This is a genomic window from Azoarcus sp. CIB (assembly GCF_001190925.1).
Classification (GTDB): Bacteria; Pseudomonadota; Gammaproteobacteria; order Burkholderiales; family Rhodocyclaceae; genus Aromatoleum.
On sequence record NZ_CP011072.1, the window covers coordinates 3,695,516 to 3,711,934 of the forward strand.

Sequence of the window (16,419 nt, forward strand, 5' to 3'; positions counted from 1 at the left end):
CCTTCCCTTCTTATTCTTCTTCGGGCCGGCCGTATTGCCGGGCGAGTGCGCCGAAGCGCCCCACCTCGGCCTCGCACCAGGCCGCATCCTTTCCCAGTTCCTCTGCAAGCAGGCGCGCGACCTGCGGCGCAGCGGCCACCGCTCCGGCGGCGTCGAGGAACAGCGCGCGGTACCGACGCGCCAGCACGTCCTCCACGCCGCGGGCGAGCTCGCAGCGCGCAGCGTAGCGCACTTCGGCTTCGGTCAGGCGCAAACCCGCATGCACGGGGCGTCCGGCACCGGGCAACGCGTCCACGGAGGCGCGCGCCGAACCATAGGGATCGGACGAGGCCCCCGCCTCCGCGCCGTGCAGACGCAGCTCGGCGGTGACGCACGGACGGCGCGACAGGCCGGCAACCGACTGCGCGGTATCGACGGTCTCCTCGGCCATGCGGCGATAGGTCGTCCATTTCCCGCCGGTGATCGTCACCAGTCCGCCCGGCGACACCTCGATGCAGTGCTCGCGCGACAGGCTGCGGGTGGCGGAACGGTCGCCCGCGCCGATGAGCGGACGCAGGCCGACGAAGACGCTGCGGATGTCCGCGCGCGAGGGCGGCCGCACGAGATAGGGCGCAACGGCGTCGAGGATGAAATCGATCTCGCCCGCGAGCGGCTGCGGCTCCAGCGGGAGGTCCTGCCTTGGCGAATCCGTGGTGCCGATCAGCACCCGCCCCTGCCACGGAATTACGAACAGGACGCGTCCGTCGGCGGTTTGCGGCACCAGCAGCGCATCGCGTCCGGGGAGGAATTCCGCATCCACGACGACATGCACGCCCTGGCTGGGTTTAAGCAAGGGACGCACCTGCGGGAGCTCCGCACGGCGGATGGCGTCGGCCCACACGCCGGTCGCGTTGACGACGACCCCCGCCGCGATGCGGAACGTCTCGCCGGTCTCGGCGTCGTGCGCGAGGACGCCGCTCACCTGTCCGTCCTCGACGACCAGGCCGTCGACGGGAAGATAGTTCAACGCGAGCCCACCCTGGTCGAAATGCGTGCGCATCAAGGCCAGCGCAAGGCGCGCGTCGTCGAACTGGGCGTCCCAGTAGGCGATGCCTCCGCGCAGGCCGCCGGGCTTGAGCGTCGGCAGGGCGACGATGGTACTCGCGGCGTCAAGCACGCGGCTGTGGCCGATGCCGTGCATACCCGACAGCAGGTCGTAGAACGCGAGGCCGGCGCCGAACTTGGGGATATCCAGCCAGTGATAGGCCGGAACGACGAAGCGCAACTTGTGTACCAGATGCGGAGCGTTCGCGAGCAGGCGCGAACGCTCGGCGAGGGCCTCGTGCACGAGCGGAAGATTGCCCTGCGCGAGGTAGCGCACGCCGCCGTGGATCAGCTTGGTCGCGCGCGAGCTGGTCCCTTTCGCGAAGTCATGAGCCTCGAGCAGCAGCGTGCGGTGCCCGCGCGAACTCGCATCGACGGCGCAGCCCAGCCCCGTCGCCCCGCCGCCGATCACGACGACGTCCCACGCATCGGTCGCGCGCAAGCGCGCGAGCAGCGACGCCCGATCGAGCCGGCCCTCCGCGTCCCTGCCGTTTGTCACACTCACGCCTCGGCCCAGCCGCGCGAGCGCTCGACGGCCCGATGCCAGCGGGCGATCAGCGCCTCGCGTCGATCCGCATCCATCGCCGGCTCGAAACGCCGCTCCGCGCGCCAATGCGCCGCGACTTCGTCCACGCCCGACCACACGCCGATGCCCAGACCTGCAAGGTAGGCGGCTCCCAGCGCCGTCGTCTCCAGCATCTGCGGCCGCACGACGGACACGCCGAGCAAGTCGGCCTGCATCTGCATCAGCAGGTCGTTCGCCGCTGCGCCGCCGTCCACACGCAACTCCGTCAGCGGCCCGGCCCCGTCACGATCCATCGCCGCGACCAGATCCACCGTCTGTAATGCAATCGCCTCCAGCGCGGCGTGCGCGATGTGGGCAGCGCCGGAGCCGCGCGTCAGTCCGAACAGGGAGCCGCGTGCATAAGCGTCCCAATACGGCGCGCCCAGCCCGGTGAAAGCCGGCACCAGCACGACGCCGCCGCTGTCCGGAACGCTCGCGGCGAGCGCCTCGATCTCGCCGGACTGCCGGATCAGGCCGAGGCCGTCGCGCAGCCATTGCACGATCGCCCCGCCCATGAAGATGCTGCCTTCCAGCGCATAGCTGGTCCGCCCGCCGGCACGCCAGCCGACCGTCGTCAGCAGGCGGTTGGCCGAGGCGACGATGGCGTCGCCGGTGTTCATCAGCAGGAAGCAGCCGGTGCCGTAGGTGTTCTTGGCCATGCCGGGCGTGAAGCACGCCTGGCCGAAGGTCGCGGCCTGCTGGTCGCCTGCGATGCCTGCGATCGGTACGGCGGCACCCAGCACTTCGGCACGCGTCTCGCCGCACACACCGCTGCTGTCAACGATGCGCGGCAAGAGCGCGCGCGGGATGTCGAACAGGGCGAGAAGCTCGTCGTCCCAGTCACCGCCGTGGATGTTGAACAGCATCGTGCGTGCGGCGTTGCCCGGATCGGTCACGTGCAATGCGCCGCCGCTCAGGTGCCACACCAGCCAGCTGTCGACGGTGCCGAAGGCCAGTTCGCCGGCCTCCGCCCGCCTCCGCGCATCCGGCACATTCTCCAGCAGCCAGGCGAGCTTGGTCGCCGAGAAGTAGGCATCGAGCTCCAGGCCGGTGCGCGCTCGGATCCGCTCCGCATGTCCCGCGGCGCGCAGGCGGTCGCACTCGGCGGCGGTGCGGCGGTCCTGCCATACGATCGCCGGCGCGAGCGCCCGACCGCTGGCGCGCTCCCACAGGATCGTCGTCTCGCGCTGGTTGGTGATACCGACGGCCGCCAGGTCCGTCGCCGCGATCCCGGCGTCGGCGAGCGCGGCACGCGCACAGTCCAGTTGCGACGCGAGGATCTCGTCCGGATCGTGCTCGACCCAGCCCGGCTGCGGAAAGGACTGAGCGAAGGCCTTCTGCGCGACCCCGCGCACGCGCCCGTCGGCATCGAACACCATTGCCCGCGAACTCGTCGTCCCCTGATCCAGCGCCAGCAGCCAGCTCATGCCACCCCCGCAAAGACCCGCGATGACGCAAGCCTACCGCGGCCCCGTGCACGTGACCATCCCCCACCCTCGCGCACCTGACCTGCGTGTGGTTCAATGTCGCCTTTCGCCGCACCGCAACAAGCCACCATGCAATCCCTCTGGATGATCGTCGCCAGCCTCCTCTTCGCCTGCATGGGGGTATGCGTCAAGCTCGGCGCCGGCACTTTCTCCACCGGGGAGCTCGTGTTCTATCGCGGCTTCGTCGGTCTGCTCGTCGTCGCGCTCATCGCGCGCGTTCAGGGCGTACCGCTACGCACGCCGCACTGGCGGCTGCAGATCACCCGCGCCCTCGCTGGCTGTGCGGCGCTGATGTGCTACTTCTACGCGATCAGCGCCCTGCCGCTCGCGACCGCCGTTACGCTCAATTACACCTCGCCGATCTTCGTCGCCCTGCTGCTCGCCCTGTGGTTCCGCGAGCGCCTGCGCGGCCCGGTGATCGCCTCGGTCGCGCTGGGCTTCGTCGGCGTCGTCCTGCTGCTCAAACCCACGCTGCAGGCCGAACAATGGCTGGGCGCCTGCGCCGGACTCGGCTCCGGCCTCGTCGCGAGCCTGGCCTACATCAACGTGCGCGAACTCGGCCGCGCCGGGGAGCCGGAGGCGCGGACGGTGCTGTGGTTCTCGGCGATCACGACCCTGCTCGGCATCCCCTGGGCGCTGGCCGGCGAACTGAGCGCCATCGACCTGTACGGCGGCGCGGCGCTCGCGGGCATCGGTCTGTTCGGCGCACTGGCCCAGCTCGCGATGACCCGGGCCTATCGCTTCGGCAAGACCATCGTCGCGGCCAATCTGGCCTACACTACGGTGATCTTCTCGAGCCTTTTCGGCGCCCTGCTGTGGGACGAAATCCTCCCGCTCGAGGCATGGATCGCCGTCGTACTGATCATCGCCAGCGGCGCGGCCGTGTCGGTCGCCTCGCGCCCCGCGCCCAGGCGCTTCCCGCCGGCGCGGCACCCGGCGGCCGCAGTCCCGATTGAAGCGGCTACCGCCCGGGGATATAGTAGCCTGCATAATCCAGTCGCCATGCGGAGGCAGTCATGATCACAACGGACCATCGCCCCAACCTGGTCGCCGTTGCGGTGTTCGGCGAATTCACCCTCGCGGACTACAAGGAGTTCGAAGAACTGGTCAATTACAAGATCCAGTTCGAGGGCCCGGTGAGCCTGCTGTTCGATCTGCGCGAAATGGCCGGGTTCACGCTCGACGTCGCGTGGGAGGAAATCAAGTTCTCGCGCAGGCATGCGCACGACTTCCGCCGCGTCGCCGTGCTCACGCAGGACCAGTGGCTAACGTGGAGCGCATGGATCTCGCAGATCTTCGTCGACGCGGAAGTGCTCGTCTTCGACGACGAAACCGAAGCACGCACCTGGCTCGAGGCGGCCGAGGAGCCCGCACAGTGAGCAGTTCTACGTCCAGCTGTTCCGCGTCCTACAGCACGCTGATCAGCGCTCACGAGCTCGCCCAGCATCTCGACGATCCCGACTGGGTGATCTTCGACTGCCGCCACGACCTCGCGAACCGCGACTTCGGCCGCGACGTCTACGCCCGCGCCCACATCCCGGGCGCGCGCTTCCTGCACCTCGACGAAGACCTTTCGAGCCCGCTGACCGGAACGAACGGCCGCCATCCGCTGCCCGATCCCGCAGCGTTCGCACAGCGCCTCGCGCGCGCGGGCGTCGGCAACTCTACCCAGGTCATCGCCTACGACGACGCCGGCGGCATGTTCGCCGCTCGCCTGTGGTGGATGATGCGCTGGATCGGGCACCACTGCGCGGCGGTCCTCGACGGCGGACTGGTCGCGTGGCTGGAAGCCGGCCAGGCGCTCACTGCGAAAGCCCCCGAACCGGTCGCCGCGACCTTCCGCGTCTCGCTGCACCCCGAAGTCGTGGATGCGGCATACGTCCTCGATCACCTGCAAAACCCGGAGATGCTGCTGATCGACGCTCGCAGCCCCGACCGCTACCGCGGCGAGAACGAGACCCTGGATCCCGTCGGCGGGCACATCCCCGGTGCAACCAACCGCTTCTTCCGCGACAACCTCGACGGCCGCGGACACTTCAAACAGGCTTCGATCCTGCGCGAGGAATTCGGCGCGCTGCTGAAAGGCGGCGACGCCCACCGCGTCGTGCACCAGTGCGGCTCGGGCGTCACCGCCTGCCACAACCTGCTGGCGATGGAATCCGCGGGACTGACCGGCTCGCGTCTCTACGCCGGCTCGTGGAGCGAATGGTGCGCTGATCCGGCGCGCCCGATAGCAACCGGCCCCGGGCGCTGACCGTCGGCGACGGCCGCTCTACCACTCGACCTTTTCGACGGTGCCGAGCGAGCGCCCGAGGAAACGCTCGCCGATGGTCTGGAAGCGCAAGGGCACATCGGTGACGACGAAGCGATAGGCCGTCGGCCCTGCGTGAGTGCTGGCGATGCCGAGTTCCAGCAGCTTGGCGGCCGCCAGCTCGGCCGTCGTGATCGCGGAGTCGACCAGGCGCACGCCCGGGCCGACGACATCGCGCAGCAGCGGCTTGAGCAACGGATAATGCGTGCAGCCGAGAACGAGGCTGCCGACCTCCTCGGCGAGCACCGGCTTCAGGTATTCCTGCGCCGTCAGCCGCGTTACCGGATGATCCAGCCAGCCCTCCTCGACCAGCGGCACGAACAGCGGACAGGCCTGCGAATACACCCGCACGCCGGGATCCAACGCGTGGATGCGCCGCGCGTAGGCATTGCTGTTGATCGTCGTCGGCGTGCCGATCACGCCGATCCCGCGCCCGTCCGATTCCGCGACGGCCGCATGCGCGCCCGCCTCGATCACGTCGAGCACCGGAATGTCGCGCGCCAGGCGCCGCACCACGTCGGCCGCCACCGCCGCCATCGTGTTGCATGCAACGATCAGCATCTTGACGTCCTGCTGCAGCAGGAACTCGGTGATCTGCGCAGTGAAGTGTTCGATCGTCGCGACGGACTTGACGCCGTAGGGCACCCGCGCGGTGTCGCCGAAATACACGATGCGTTCGAGCGGCAGGCGCTCCATCAGGGCACGCACGACGGTGAGTCCGCCGATGCCGGAATCGAATACGCCTATGGGTCGGGAGGAGTCCAATGCAGAAACCAGGTCGGGACAAAAACGGATTTTAACGCAAGCTCACCCCTGCCGTAGCCCGTGCCGCTCCATGGCCCAGGCGACATGCTCGCGTACGAGCGCCGACGGGTCGTCCGCCCGCGCCTGCAACGCGGCCAGCACCGCCGGTGTGCCGGGCGCATTACCGAGCGCCACGGCGAGATTGCGCAACCAGCGCTCGAAGCCGATGCGATGGATCGCACTGCCCGCCATCCGCTCGCGGAACTCGCTCTCGCTCCACCCGAACAGCTCTAACAGCTCCGCCTCGTCGAGCCGGTGGCGCGGCGCGAAGTCCGCTTCTGCGCCGAGCTGCGCGAAGCGGTTCCACGGACACACGAGCTGGCAATCGTCGCAACCGTAGATGCGGTTACCGATCAGCGGCCGCAGCTCCTCGGGAATTGCGCCCTTGAGCTCGATCGTCAGGTAGGAAATACAGCGCCGCGCATCGACCCTGTACGGCGCGACGATCGCGCCGGTCGGGCAAGCGTCCAGGCAGGCGCGGCAACTGCCGCAATGCGGCGTCTCGGGCGCGTCGAGCGGCAGCGGCAGGTCGGTGAAGATCTCGCCGAGGAAGAAATACGAGCCGGCGCGGCGGTTCAGCAGCAAGGTGTGCTTGCCACGCCAGCCGAGGCCGGACCGGCTCGCGAGTTCGACCTCGAGCACCGGCGCGGAATCGACGAACACCCGGAAACCGTGCGGCGCCTCGGCAGCGATGCGCTCCGCGAGCTTCTGCAGGCGGTTGCGCATCAGCTTGTGGTAATCGCGGCCCAGCGCGTAGCGCGACACGTAGGCGCGCTGCGGATCGTCCAGCGCCGATTGCGCGTCGGCCGCGCGGGGCCAGTAGTTCATGCGCACGCTCACGACGCGCAGCGTGCCCGGCACCAGTTCCGCCGGACGCGCCCGCATCATGCCGTGCCGCGCCATATAATCCATCTCTCCGTGGAAACCGTCCGCCAGCCAGGCTTCCAGCCCGGGCTCGGCCGACGACAGATCCACACCGGACACGGCCAGATCGGCGAAGCCCAGCTCGCCGGCCCAAACCTTCATCCGCCCGACGAGCGCGCTCAAGGACGCGTCGGGAGCGACATCCGCAGGGACTTCATCATGATTCACGTTCATCACCGGGCAGATGATAGCAGCCCGTTCTCGGCGCACCTCGACGACGAATCCGACACCGCAACCGCGGGCGCGGCCCTTGCCGCAGCCCTGCACGCGGGCCTCGTCATCTACCTGCGCGGCGACCTCGGCGCCGGCAAGACAACGCTGGTTCGAGGGGCGCTACGTGCCCTCGGTCACGACGGAAAGGTGAAAAGTCCCACGTACACCTTGATTGAACCTTATATTGTTTCTAGATTACACTTATATCACTTTGATTTTTATCGCTTCGCAGTCCCAGAAGAATATCTGGAAGCAGGGCTGGACGAGTATTTCGACGGAAACGGGGTATGTCTGGTGGAATGGCCGGACAAGGCGGCGCCATACATTGCCGCACCGGACCTCGAAATCCGCCTCACCGTATCCGGCCCGGGCCGGCGCCTCGAAGCGCTGGCACTGACGGAGGCAGGACGCACATGCATACGCAAACTGGATTCGGAGCTGAACCGGAACCCGACATGACTGCCGCGCCCGGCGTGACGCGACGCGACCTGCTGAAATTCGCCGGCGCGACGCTGGCGCTGCTCGTCAGCCCGGTCGGCATGGCCGCGACCAGCCTCCTCGCGGTGCGCGTATGGCCGGCGGCGGAATACACCCGCGTCACGATCGAAGGGAACTCGCAGCTCAAGTTTACCCACCTGCTCGTCACCGATCCGCACCGCCTCGTCGTCGACCTCGAAGGGGTCGAGTTCGACAGCGTGCTGCAATCGCTGCCGTCCAAGGTGCTCGACTCGGACCCCTACATCAAGCTGATCCGCGCCGGCCGCAACCGGCCCGGCGTCGTGCGCCTGGTCGTGGAACTGAAGAGCGAGATCAACCCGCAGGTGTTCACGCTGGCGCCGGTCGGCAACTACGGTCACCGCCTCGTGGTCGACCTGTACCCCACGACGCCGGTCGACCCGCTGCTCGCCCTGATCGAGAAGTCCTCGCCGATGGATGCCGCCGCGGGCCAGACGGGCGACGCACGGACCTCCGTCGACGCGCCCGCACAGATCGCGCGCCCCGACTCCACCGACCAGGCTTCGCCCCCCCGGCGTTCCACTCGCCCGGCCGCCAACCGCCTCGTCACCATCGTGCTCGACCCCGGTCACGGCGGGGAAGATCCGGGCGCGGTCGGCGCACGCGGCAGCTATGAGAAGAACGTCACGCTGTCGATCGCACGCCGCCTGAAGCAGAAGATCGACGCCGAACCGAACATGCGTGCGGTGCTCACGCGCGACGGCGACTACTTCGTGCCGCTGGGCCAGCGCGTCACACGCGCGCGGCGCGTGCAGTCCGACCTCTTCGTGTCGATCCACGCCGACGCCTTCGTGCGCCCCGATGCGCGCGGCAGTTCGGTCTTCGTCCTGTCCGAAAGCGGCGCATCGAGTTCGGCCGCACGCTGGCTCGCACAGAAGGAAAACGACGCCGACCTCATCGGCGGCGTCAATCTCGCCAAGCAGGACGGCCACCTCGCCCGCACACTGCTCGACCTGTCCCAGACCGCGACGATCAACGACAGCCTCAAGCTGGGCAAGGCCGTACTCAACGAACTGGGCGACATCAACAAGCTGCACAAGGCGCACGTCGAACAGGCCGGCTTTGCCGTGCTGAAAGCCCCGGACATCCCGTCCATCCTTGTGGAAACGGCATTCATCAGCAATCCCGAAGAAGAGCAGCGGCTCAACGACGATGCCTACCAGGACAAGATGGCGAACGCGATCCTGCGCGGGCTGCGGATCTATTTCCGCGACAATCCGCCGATCGGCCGCACCAAGATCGCACAGCTGGACTGATTTGCCCGCCTGCACGCCACGGAACGGACAGACTCACGCCCTCGCCCCAACATAAAGCCCCTTCCAGTCGTTAGTGCGATCGCACTGTCGGCACCGCGCGCCCGCCCCAGAGCGGGCGCGTTGCCGTTATAATTACGGCTTTTTTCAGGCGGTTATGCAGGTTTTTCGCGGGATTCCCGGGCACGCCGCGCAACCCTCGGTGCTCACCATCGGCAACTTCGACGGCGTGCATCGCGGCCACCAGGCGTTGCTCCAGATGCTCATCGACACCGCGCGCGCAATGTCACTGCCGGCGGTGGTGATGACGTTCGAGCCCCATCCGCGCGAATACTTCTCGCCTGACGACGCCCCTGCCCGCCTCGCGTCGCTGCGTGAAAAGCTGCTGCTGCTCGCCGCGGCCGGTGTAGACCGCGTTCACGTCTGCCGTTTCGACGCCCGCTTCGCAGCGGTGACGGCCGACCAGTTCATCGACAACATCCTCGTACGCGGCCTCGGCGTGCGCCATCTCATCATCGGCGACGACTTCCGCTTCGGCGCCCGCCGCCAGGGCGACTTCGCTCTGCTCGAGGCACGCGGCGCGCAACAGGGTTTCGCCGTCGAGGCGATGCACACGCTCGACGTGGCCGGCGAGCGCGCATCCAGTTCGGCCGTGCGCGAAGCGCTCGCCGAAGGGGACCTCACCCACGCCGCGCGCCTGCTCGGGCGCCCCTACAGCATCGCCGGGCGCGTGATCCGCGGCGATCGGATCGGCCGTCAGCTCGGCTTCCCGACCGCCAACATCCAGATGAAGCACCGCCGCCCCGCGCTCGCCGGCGTGTTCGCGGTCAGCGTCGAAGGCCTAGGCGAATCGCCGGTCGCCGGCATCGCCAACATCGGCGTGCGGCCGTCCGTGACCAGTGCCGGCAGGCCCACGCTCGAAGTGCACCTCTTCGACTGGAACCGCGACTGCTACGACGCCCACCTGCGCGTGCATTTCCTCAACAAGTTGCGCGACGAGGCGAAGTTCGCTTCCCTCGATGCGCTCAAGGCCCAGATCGCCAAAGATGCGGCCGACGCCCGCACCTGGTTCGCCGACAATCCCATCCGCCCCTCCAATTGCCCCTGATCGCCACCAAGGCCCGAACCCACCATGGCTGACTACCGCAAGACGCTCAACCTGCCCGACACCCCCTTCCCGATGCGCGGCGACCTCGCCAAGCGGGAGCCGGGCTGGATCGCCGCCTGGCAGCAGAAAAAGCTCTACCAGAAGATCCGCAAGGCCGCGGCCGGCCGCCCGAAGTTCATCCTGCACGACGGCCCGCCGTACGCGAACGGCGACATCCACATCGGCCACGCGGTGAACAAGATCCTCAAGGACATCATCGTCCGCTCCAAGACCATGGCGGGCTTCGACGCCCCCTATGTACCGGGCTGGGACTGCCACGGACTGCCGATCGAGCACCAGATCGAGAAGCAGCACGGCAAGCACCTGCCGGCCGACCGCGCGCGCGAACTGTGCCGCGAGTATGCGGGCGAGCAGATCGAGCGCCAGAAGAAGGACTTCATCCGCCTCGGCGTGCTCGGCGACTGGGACAACCCCTACCGCACGATGCAGTTCTCCAACGAGGCCGACGAAATCCGCGCGCTCGGCGAGATGTATCGCAAGGGCTTCCTGTTCAAGGGATTGAAGCCGGTGAACTGGTGCTTCGACTGCGGCTCCGCGCTCGCCGAGGCCGAAGTGGAATACCAGGACAAGAAGTCGCCCGCGATCGACGTCGGCTTCCCGCTCGCTGATGAGGAGCGCGCCAAACTCGCACGCGCCTTCGGCCTCGACAGCCTGCCCGAGCAGCCCGTCCACATCGTGATCTGGACCACGACGCCCTGGACGATTCCGTCCAACCAGGCGCTCAACGTGCATCCCGAACTGATGTACGAACTGATCGAAACGCCGAAGGGCCTGCTGATCCTCGCCGCCGAGCTGCGCGCATCGGCCCTCGAACGCTACCAGCTCGAAGGTCGCGTGCTCGCTGCCGCCCGCGGCGTCGCGCTCGACCGCATCCAGTTCCGCCACCCCTTCTACGACCGTGTCTCGCCCGTCTTCCTCGGCGACTACGTCGCGGCCGACGCCGGCACCGGCATCGTGCACAGCGCGCCGGCCTACGGCCTGGACGACTTCCAGTCCTGCATGCGCTACGGCATGCGCAACGACGACATCCTCAACCCGGTGCAGGGCGACGGCGTGTTCCACGAAAGCCTGCCCTTCTTCGGCGGCCTGTCGGTGTGGGACGCCAACCCGAAGATCGTCGAGAAGCTCTCCGAGGTCGGCAGCCTGTTCGCCTCGGGCAGCCTCACGCACAGCTACATGCACTGCTGGCGCCACAAGACGCCGGTGATCTACCGTGCGACGACGCAGTGGTTCGTCGGTATGGATCGCCTCCCCGGCCGCGAGGTCGTTGAGCCCGGCGCGCCGACCCTGCGCGAACTCGCGCTCAAGGCCATCGACGACACCCAGTTCTTCCCGTCCTGGGGCAAGGCCCGCCTGCACTCGATGATCGCGAACCGCCCCGACTGGTGCGTGTCACGCCAACGCAACTGGGGAGTGCCGATCCCGCTGTTCCTCGACAAGGAAACCGGCGAACCGCATCCGCGCAGCCTGGAACTGCTCGAAGATGTTGCCAGGCGCGTCGAAAACGAAGGCATCGACGCCTGGTTCAAGCTCGACGCCGCCGAACTCCTCGGCGCCGAGGCCGCCCAGTACGACAAGATGCGCGACACCCTCGACGTCTGGTTCGACTCCGGCACCACGCACTGGACGGTGCTGCGCGGCTCGCACGCCGACGTCAGCCGCTGGCCGGCCGACCTCTACCTAGAAGGCTCGGACCAGCACCGCGGCTGGTTCCACTCGTCGCTGCTCACGGGCTGCGCGGTCGACGGCCGCGCCCCCTACGACGGCCTGCTGACCCACGGCTTCGTCGTCGACGGCCAGGGCAAGAAGATGTCGAAGTCCAAGGGCAACGTCGTCGCGCCGCAGGAAGTCTCCGACAAGCTCGGCGCCGAAATCCTGCGCCTGTGGGTCGCCGCGACGGACTACTCGGGCGAGCTGACGATCTCGAAGGAGATCCTCGACCGCGTCGTCGAAGTCTATCGCCGCCTGCGCAACACGCTGCGCTTCCTGCTCGCCAACACCGCCGACTTCGACATCGCAAAGGATGGCGTGCCGGTCGAACAGTGGCTCGATATCGACCACTACGCGCTTGCGCTGACGCAGCGCCTGCAGGAGCAGGTCACCGGGGACTACGCGCGCTACGAATTCCACAAGATTGTCCAGGCGCTGCAGAACTTCGCCGCGGAAGACCTCGGCGCGTTCTACCTCGACATCCTCAAGGACCGCCTGTACACGACCCAGGCGAACTCGCCCGCGCGCCGCGCCGCGCAGACCGCGCTGTGGCACATCACGCAGAGCATCACGCGCATGATGGCGCCGATCCTCGCCTTCACCGCCGAGGAGATCTGGCACCTCATCGGCAAGGACAGTGAGGACAGCGTCATGCTGCACACCTGGCACGAACTGCCCGCGCTTGCCGACAGCGAGGCCCTGGTCGCCCGCTGGACGCTGATCCGCGAGGAGCGGGCGAAGGTGCAGAAGGTCCTTGAAGGCCTGCGCACCGAAGGCAGGATCGGATCGTCGCTGCAGGCCGAAGTCGTCGTGCGTGCGAGCGGCGCGACGTACGACGCGCTGGCGAGCCTCGGCGACGATCTGCGCTTCGTGCTGATCACCTCGCGCGCCGAGCTCGTTCGCGCCGCCGACGAGGCGACCGAGGGCGTCGACGCGGGCTCGTCGGCGCACGCCAAGTGCGGCCGTTGCTGGCACTTCCGCGCGGACGTCGGCAGCCACGCCGACCACCCCGAACTGTGCGGCCGCTGCCACGACAACCTCTTCGGCGCCGGGGAAACGCGCGTCCATGCGTGATTCCGCCGCAGCCCCGCAAGCGGCCCACAGCGCACCCGCGCTGACGCGCCGCTTCTTCGGCTGGCTCGAACTCGCGGCGCTGGTGATCGGCCTGGACCAGCTCACGAAATGGCTCGTGCTGTCGAAGCTCGAATTCGGCGAGGCCATTCCGGTCACGGGCTTCTTCCAGCTCGTGCTGGTCTACAACCCGGGCGCGGCATTCAGCTTCCTCGCCGACCACTCCGGCTGGCAGCGCTGGTTCTTCGTCATCCTCGCCCTCGGCGTCTGCGGCTGGCTCCTCACGCTGCTGCGCCAGCACCAGCGCGAGAAGCTGCTGCCATTGGCCTTCAGCCTGCTGATCGGCGGTGCACTGGGCAACGTGATCGACCGCCTCGTGCACGGCGCCGTCGTCGATTTCCTCTATTTCCACATCGGTCGCTACGGCTGGCCGGCCTTCAACGTGGCAGACTCGGCGATTACCGTCGGCGTCGCCCTGATGCTGTGGGCGCAGTTCCGCGCTCCGCGCAACACCATTCCGGAGAACCCCTCGTGACGCAGACCGTCCAACCGAACAGCCTCGTAACGCTGCATTACCGCATCGCACTAGAAAACGGCCAGCCGCTCATCAGCACCTTCGAAGGCACGCCCGCGACGCTGCAACTCGGCTGCGGCGATCTCCTACCGAGTCTCGAGCGCGTGCTCGAAGGCCTCGAAGTCGGCACCCGCCAGCAGTTCACGCTGGCGCCGGAACAGGCCTTCGGCCCCTACAACGCGGACCTCGTCGAGCACGTGAAGCGCGAACACATGCCCGAGGAAGAGATCGAACCGATGACGATCATGGAGTTCGGCGCACCGGACGGCACCCGTTACTCCGGCCTCGTGCGCGAGATCGACGACGTCCGCGCAATCGTCGACTTCAACCACCCGCTCGCCGGCAAGACCATCCGCTTCGAGGTGGACATCATCGGCGTTCTCTGACGCACCCAAGCGCCCCGACCCCGACACAGAGACCACAATGAACGACCCTGAAATTCTGCTCGCCAACCCGCGCGGCTTCTGCGCCGGCGTGGAACGGGCGATCGAAATCGTCGAGCGCGCGCTGGAACGCTTCGGCGCACCGATCTACGTGCGCCACGAAGTCGTGCACAACAAGTTCGTCGTCGACGGCCTGCGCGCCAAGGGCGCCGTGTTTGTCGAGGAACTCGACGAAGTGCCGGCGGGCAACACCGTCATCTTCAGCGCCCACGGCGTGCCGCAGACGGTGCGCTCCGAGGCCGAGAAGCGCGGCCTGCGCGTGTTCGACGCCACCTGCCCGCTCGTCACCAAGGTGCACATCGAAGTCGCCCGGATGCGCGAACAGGGCCGCGAGATCGTCATGATCGGGCACAAGGGCCACCCCGAGGTCGAAGGCACGATGGGCCAAGTGAAGGACGGCATCCACCTCGTCGAAAAGGTCGAAGACGTCGCGACGCTGCAGGTCGCCGACCCCGAAAAGCTCGCCTACGTCACCCAAACCACCCTCTCGGTCGATGACGCGGCCACCCTCGTCGCCGCCCTGCGCGAACGCTTCCCGGCCATCATCGGACCGAAGAAGGACGATATCTGCTACGCGACGCAGAACCGGCAGGACGCCGTGAAGTTCATGGCGCCGCGCGTCGACATCGTCTTCGTCGTCGGCTCGCGCAACAGCTCGAATTCCAACCGCCTGCGCGAAGTGGCGGAACTGCTCGGCGTGCCCGCCTACCTCATCGACAACGCCGACGGCATCGACCCGGCCTGGCTCGACGGCAGGAAGCGCATCGGCGTGACGGCCGGCGCCTCGGCTCCGGAAGTGCTCGTCGATGCCGTCATCGAGCGCCTCAAGGCATTGGGCGGTGGCTCGGTACGGACCCTCGAAGGCGTCCCCGAGCGCGTCACCTTCCCGCTGCCTAAGGAACTGCAGACCGACGCATGAGCGTCCCGGCCCGCCGACTCCTTCGCCATGACGGCCCCACGGCGGGGCGGCTGCCTCTTCAGCAATAGCACGCATGTTGCCAAGCGGCGAACAAGAGGGCTAAATATGCCGTCGTCGAGCGTCGTGCGGCAAGCCTGCGGTCCGCACGACGCTCGCATGCCCAGACGCATCACCACCGGAGCATCACTCGAGGCCGGGTGATATCCAGCAGCCCCAGGGGAGCCCCTGCCGCGATGAAACGCCAACATTCCGAACGGCTGGCTGCGCTCTTGCCGGCTACAGTGCTCGCCATCCTCGGGGCGTGCAGCGCACCGAATGCCGATGCGCCGCAGCCCCCCCCCGCCGCCGCGACGTCCGCTGCCCGGCCAGCCCTCACGGTCGAAGTCACCGGTCCACAGCCGGTTGCATGGAGCAGATCGATTCCCGCGACCGGCAATGTTGCCGCGTGGCAGGAGACCATTGTCGGCAGCGAGATCGGGGGACTGCGCATCGCCCAGGTGCACGCGAATGTCGGCGACCGGGTCAGGAAGGGGCAGATACTGGTGACCCTCGACGACGCCGTCGTGCAGGCCGACCTCGCCCAGGCTCGCGCGCAGCTTCAGGAGGCGCGCGCCATGCACGCCGAAGCGCGCGCCAACGGCGACCGCGCCCGGCGCTTCCAGCCGACGGGCATGATGAGCGAACAGCAGGTCACGCAGTACCTGACGGCCGAGCAGACCTCGAAGTCGCGCATCGAACTCGCCGCCGCACGCGTCCATCTGGCTGAACTGCGCGTCCGGCAAACCCGCATCCTCGCCCCCGACGATGCGCTCATATCCGGACGCGCCGCAACAATGGGAACCGTCCCGCAGGCGGGGCAGGAACTCTACCGCCTCATCCTGCAGGGACGCCTCGAATGGCACGCAGAGGTCGCGGCCGACGACATCGGCCAGATCCGCGCCGGCGACGCGGCGAAACTGAAGCTGGCCAGCGGCGAAACCGTCGATGGCCGCGTGCGCAGCATCGCGCCATCGATCGACCCGCAGACTCGCAACGGAATCGTCTACGTTGATCTCGCGGAAAGCGGTGCAAAGTCGGGCATGTTCGCAAGTGGCGAAATCACTCCGGCGGCCCAGGAGGCTCCCCATGTTCTGAGCCTGCCGCAATCGGCCGTGCTCCTGCGCGATGGATTCACCTACGTCTTCCGGGTAGGCCCCGACAAGAAGCTGACGCAGGTGCGCGTAACGCCCGGCCGGCGGCGCGGTGATCGCATCGAGATCGTGTCCGGCATTGCCGACGGCGAACACTTCGTCCAGAGCGGCGTCGGCTTCCTGAACGATGGCGATCTGGTCGAGGTTACGGCGGCCACGCCGGTCGCCTCGCCGCAGCGGTGAGGCAC

The 16,419-nt window shown here is 68.0% G+C and carries 15 protein-coding genes; 11 read left to right on the forward strand and 4 right to left on the reverse strand.

All coding sequences use genetic code 11. The annotated features are described in order from the left end of the window. Positions 1-10 precede the first annotated feature (10 nt). Positions 11-1,582: a glycerol-3-phosphate dehydrogenase/oxidase gene (locus AzCIB_RS16455; protein WP_232299243.1), complete on the reverse strand. Its 1,572-nt coding sequence runs from the start codon at positions 1,580-1,582 to the stop codon at positions 11-13. 2 nt (positions 1,583-1,584) lie between these two features. Then, positions 1,585-3,075: a glycerol kinase GlpK gene (gene glpK / locus AzCIB_RS16460; RefSeq protein ID WP_050416875.1), complete on the reverse strand. Its 1,491-nt coding sequence runs from the start codon at positions 3,073-3,075 to the stop codon at positions 1,585-1,587. Between the two features lie 129 nt (positions 3,076-3,204). On the opposite strand from glpK, the gene AzCIB_RS16465 reads away from it, so the two are divergent. Genes AzCIB_RS16465 through AzCIB_RS16475 form a run of 3 tightly spaced genes read left to right on the forward strand, consistent with a single transcriptional unit; the run spans position 3,205 to position 5,389 of the window. Next, positions 3,205-4,155 carry a DMT family transporter gene (locus AzCIB_RS16465; RefSeq protein WP_083447043.1) on the forward strand — a complete coding sequence of 317 codons (951 nt, stop codon included), beginning with the start codon at positions 3,205-3,207 and terminating at the stop codon, positions 4,153-4,155. After that, positions 4,152-4,514 (forward strand): SpoIIAA family protein, encoded by a 363-nt coding sequence (locus AzCIB_RS16470; RefSeq protein WP_050416876.1) that lies wholly within the window; start codon positions 4,152-4,154, stop codon positions 4,512-4,514. The genes AzCIB_RS16465 and AzCIB_RS16470 overlap by 4 nt, the downstream gene beginning before the upstream one ends. Further along, positions 4,511-5,389 carry a sulfurtransferase gene (locus AzCIB_RS16475; RefSeq protein ID WP_050416877.1) on the forward strand — a complete coding sequence of 293 codons (879 nt, stop codon included), beginning with the start codon at positions 4,511-4,513 and terminating at the stop codon, positions 5,387-5,389. The genes AzCIB_RS16470 and AzCIB_RS16475 overlap by 4 nt, the downstream gene beginning before the upstream one ends. 18 nt (positions 5,390-5,407) lie before the next feature. Here AzCIB_RS16475 and murI read toward each other — a convergent pair whose 3' ends face one another. Beyond that, entirely contained in the window at positions 5,408-6,211 is an 804-nt protein-coding gene (murI, locus tag AzCIB_RS16480; protein WP_198149547.1) for a glutamate racemase, read from the reverse strand. A gap of 42 nt (positions 6,212-6,253) precedes the next feature. Next, positions 6,254-7,348 carry a tRNA epoxyqueuosine(34) reductase QueG gene (queG, locus tag AzCIB_RS16485; protein WP_050416879.1) on the reverse strand — a complete coding sequence of 365 codons (1,095 nt, stop codon included), beginning with the start codon at positions 7,346-7,348 and terminating at the stop codon, positions 6,254-6,256. On the opposite strand from queG, the gene tsaE reads away from it, so the two are divergent. The 8 genes from tsaE (at position 7,334) to AzCIB_RS16525 (ending at position 16,414) form a co-directional block, all read left to right on the forward strand. After that, positions 7,334-7,846 carry a tRNA (adenosine(37)-N6)-threonylcarbamoyltransferase complex ATPase subunit type 1 TsaE gene (gene tsaE / locus AzCIB_RS16490; RefSeq protein ID WP_050416880.1) on the forward strand — a complete coding sequence of 171 codons (513 nt, stop codon included), beginning with the start codon at positions 7,334-7,336 and terminating at the stop codon, positions 7,844-7,846. The two genes, queG and tsaE, sit on opposite strands and share 15 nt — an antisense overlap. Next, positions 7,843-9,159: an N-acetylmuramoyl-L-alanine amidase gene (locus tag AzCIB_RS16495; protein WP_198149548.1), complete on the forward strand. Its 1,317-nt coding sequence runs from the start codon at positions 7,843-7,845 to the stop codon at positions 9,157-9,159. Before tsaE ends, AzCIB_RS16495 begins: the two co-directional genes overlap by 4 nt. Positions 9,160-9,313: 154 nt before the next feature. Beyond that, positions 9,314-10,264, forward strand: coding sequence for a bifunctional riboflavin kinase/FAD synthetase (locus tag AzCIB_RS16500; RefSeq protein WP_050416882.1), 951 nt, complete (start codon positions 9,314-9,316; stop codon positions 10,262-10,264). 24 nt (positions 10,265-10,288) lie between these two features. Beyond that, positions 10,289-13,108 carry an isoleucine--tRNA ligase gene (gene ileS, locus AzCIB_RS16505; protein ID WP_050416883.1) on the forward strand — a complete coding sequence of 940 codons (2,820 nt, stop codon included), beginning with the start codon at positions 10,289-10,291 and terminating at the stop codon, positions 13,106-13,108. Next, complete coding sequence (gene lspA / locus AzCIB_RS16510) at positions 13,101-13,640, forward strand: signal peptidase II (RefSeq protein ID WP_198149549.1); 540 nt, start codon at positions 13,101-13,103, stop codon at positions 13,638-13,640. The genes ileS and lspA overlap by 8 nt, the downstream gene beginning before the upstream one ends. Then, the gene (locus tag AzCIB_RS16515; protein ID WP_050416884.1) at positions 13,637-14,065 is read left to right on the forward strand and encodes an FKBP-type peptidyl-prolyl cis-trans isomerase; all 429 of its coding nucleotides are present in this window, start codon (positions 13,637-13,639) and stop codon (positions 14,063-14,065) included. The genes lspA and AzCIB_RS16515 overlap by 4 nt, the downstream gene beginning before the upstream one ends. A gap of 37 nt (positions 14,066-14,102) precedes the next feature. After that, entirely contained in the window at positions 14,103-15,041 is a 939-nt protein-coding gene (ispH, locus tag AzCIB_RS16520) for a 4-hydroxy-3-methylbut-2-enyl diphosphate reductase (RefSeq protein ID WP_050416885.1), read from the forward strand. Between the two features lie 233 nt (positions 15,042-15,274). Further along, complete coding sequence (locus tag AzCIB_RS16525; protein ID WP_050416886.1) at positions 15,275-16,414, forward strand: efflux RND transporter periplasmic adaptor subunit; 1,140 nt, start codon at positions 15,275-15,277, stop codon at positions 16,412-16,414. Positions 16,415-16,419: the final 5 nt, after the last annotated feature.

Bases quoted from the DNA above. Each gene is read 5' to 3' on its own strand.
- ispH (WP_050416885.1), top strand. From the start codon at position 14,103: ATGAACGACCCTGAAATTCTGCTCGCCAACCCGCGCGGCTTCTGCGCC.
- AzCIB_RS16500 (WP_050416882.1), top strand. From the start codon at position 9,314: ATGCAGGTTTTTCGCGGGATTCCCGGGCACGCCGCGCAACCCTCGGTG.
- glpK (WP_050416875.1), bottom strand. From the start codon at position 3,075: ATGAGCTGGCTGCTGGCGCTGGATCAGGGGACGACGAGTTCGCGGGCA.
- tsaE (WP_050416880.1), top strand. From the start codon at position 7,334: ATGATTCACGTTCATCACCGGGCAGATGATAGCAGCCCGTTCTCGGCG.
- queG (WP_050416879.1), bottom strand. From the start codon at position 7,348: ATGAACGTGAATCATGATGAAGTCCCTGCGGATGTCGCTCCCGACGCG.
- AzCIB_RS16525 (WP_050416886.1), top strand. From the start codon at position 15,275: ATGAAACGCCAACATTCCGAACGGCTGGCTGCGCTCTTGCCGGCTACA.
- AzCIB_RS16495 (WP_198149548.1), top strand. From the start codon at position 7,843: ATGACTGCCGCGCCCGGCGTGACGCGACGCGACCTGCTGAAATTCGCC.
- lspA (WP_198149549.1), top strand. From the start codon at position 13,101: ATGCGTGATTCCGCCGCAGCCCCGCAAGCGGCCCACAGCGCACCCGCG.
- AzCIB_RS16470 (WP_050416876.1), top strand. From the start codon at position 4,152: ATGATCACAACGGACCATCGCCCCAACCTGGTCGCCGTTGCGGTGTTC.
- ileS (WP_050416883.1), top strand. From the start codon at position 10,289: ATGGCTGACTACCGCAAGACGCTCAACCTGCCCGACACCCCCTTCCCG.
- AzCIB_RS16465 (WP_083447043.1), top strand. From the start codon at position 3,205: ATGCAATCCCTCTGGATGATCGTCGCCAGCCTCCTCTTCGCCTGCATG.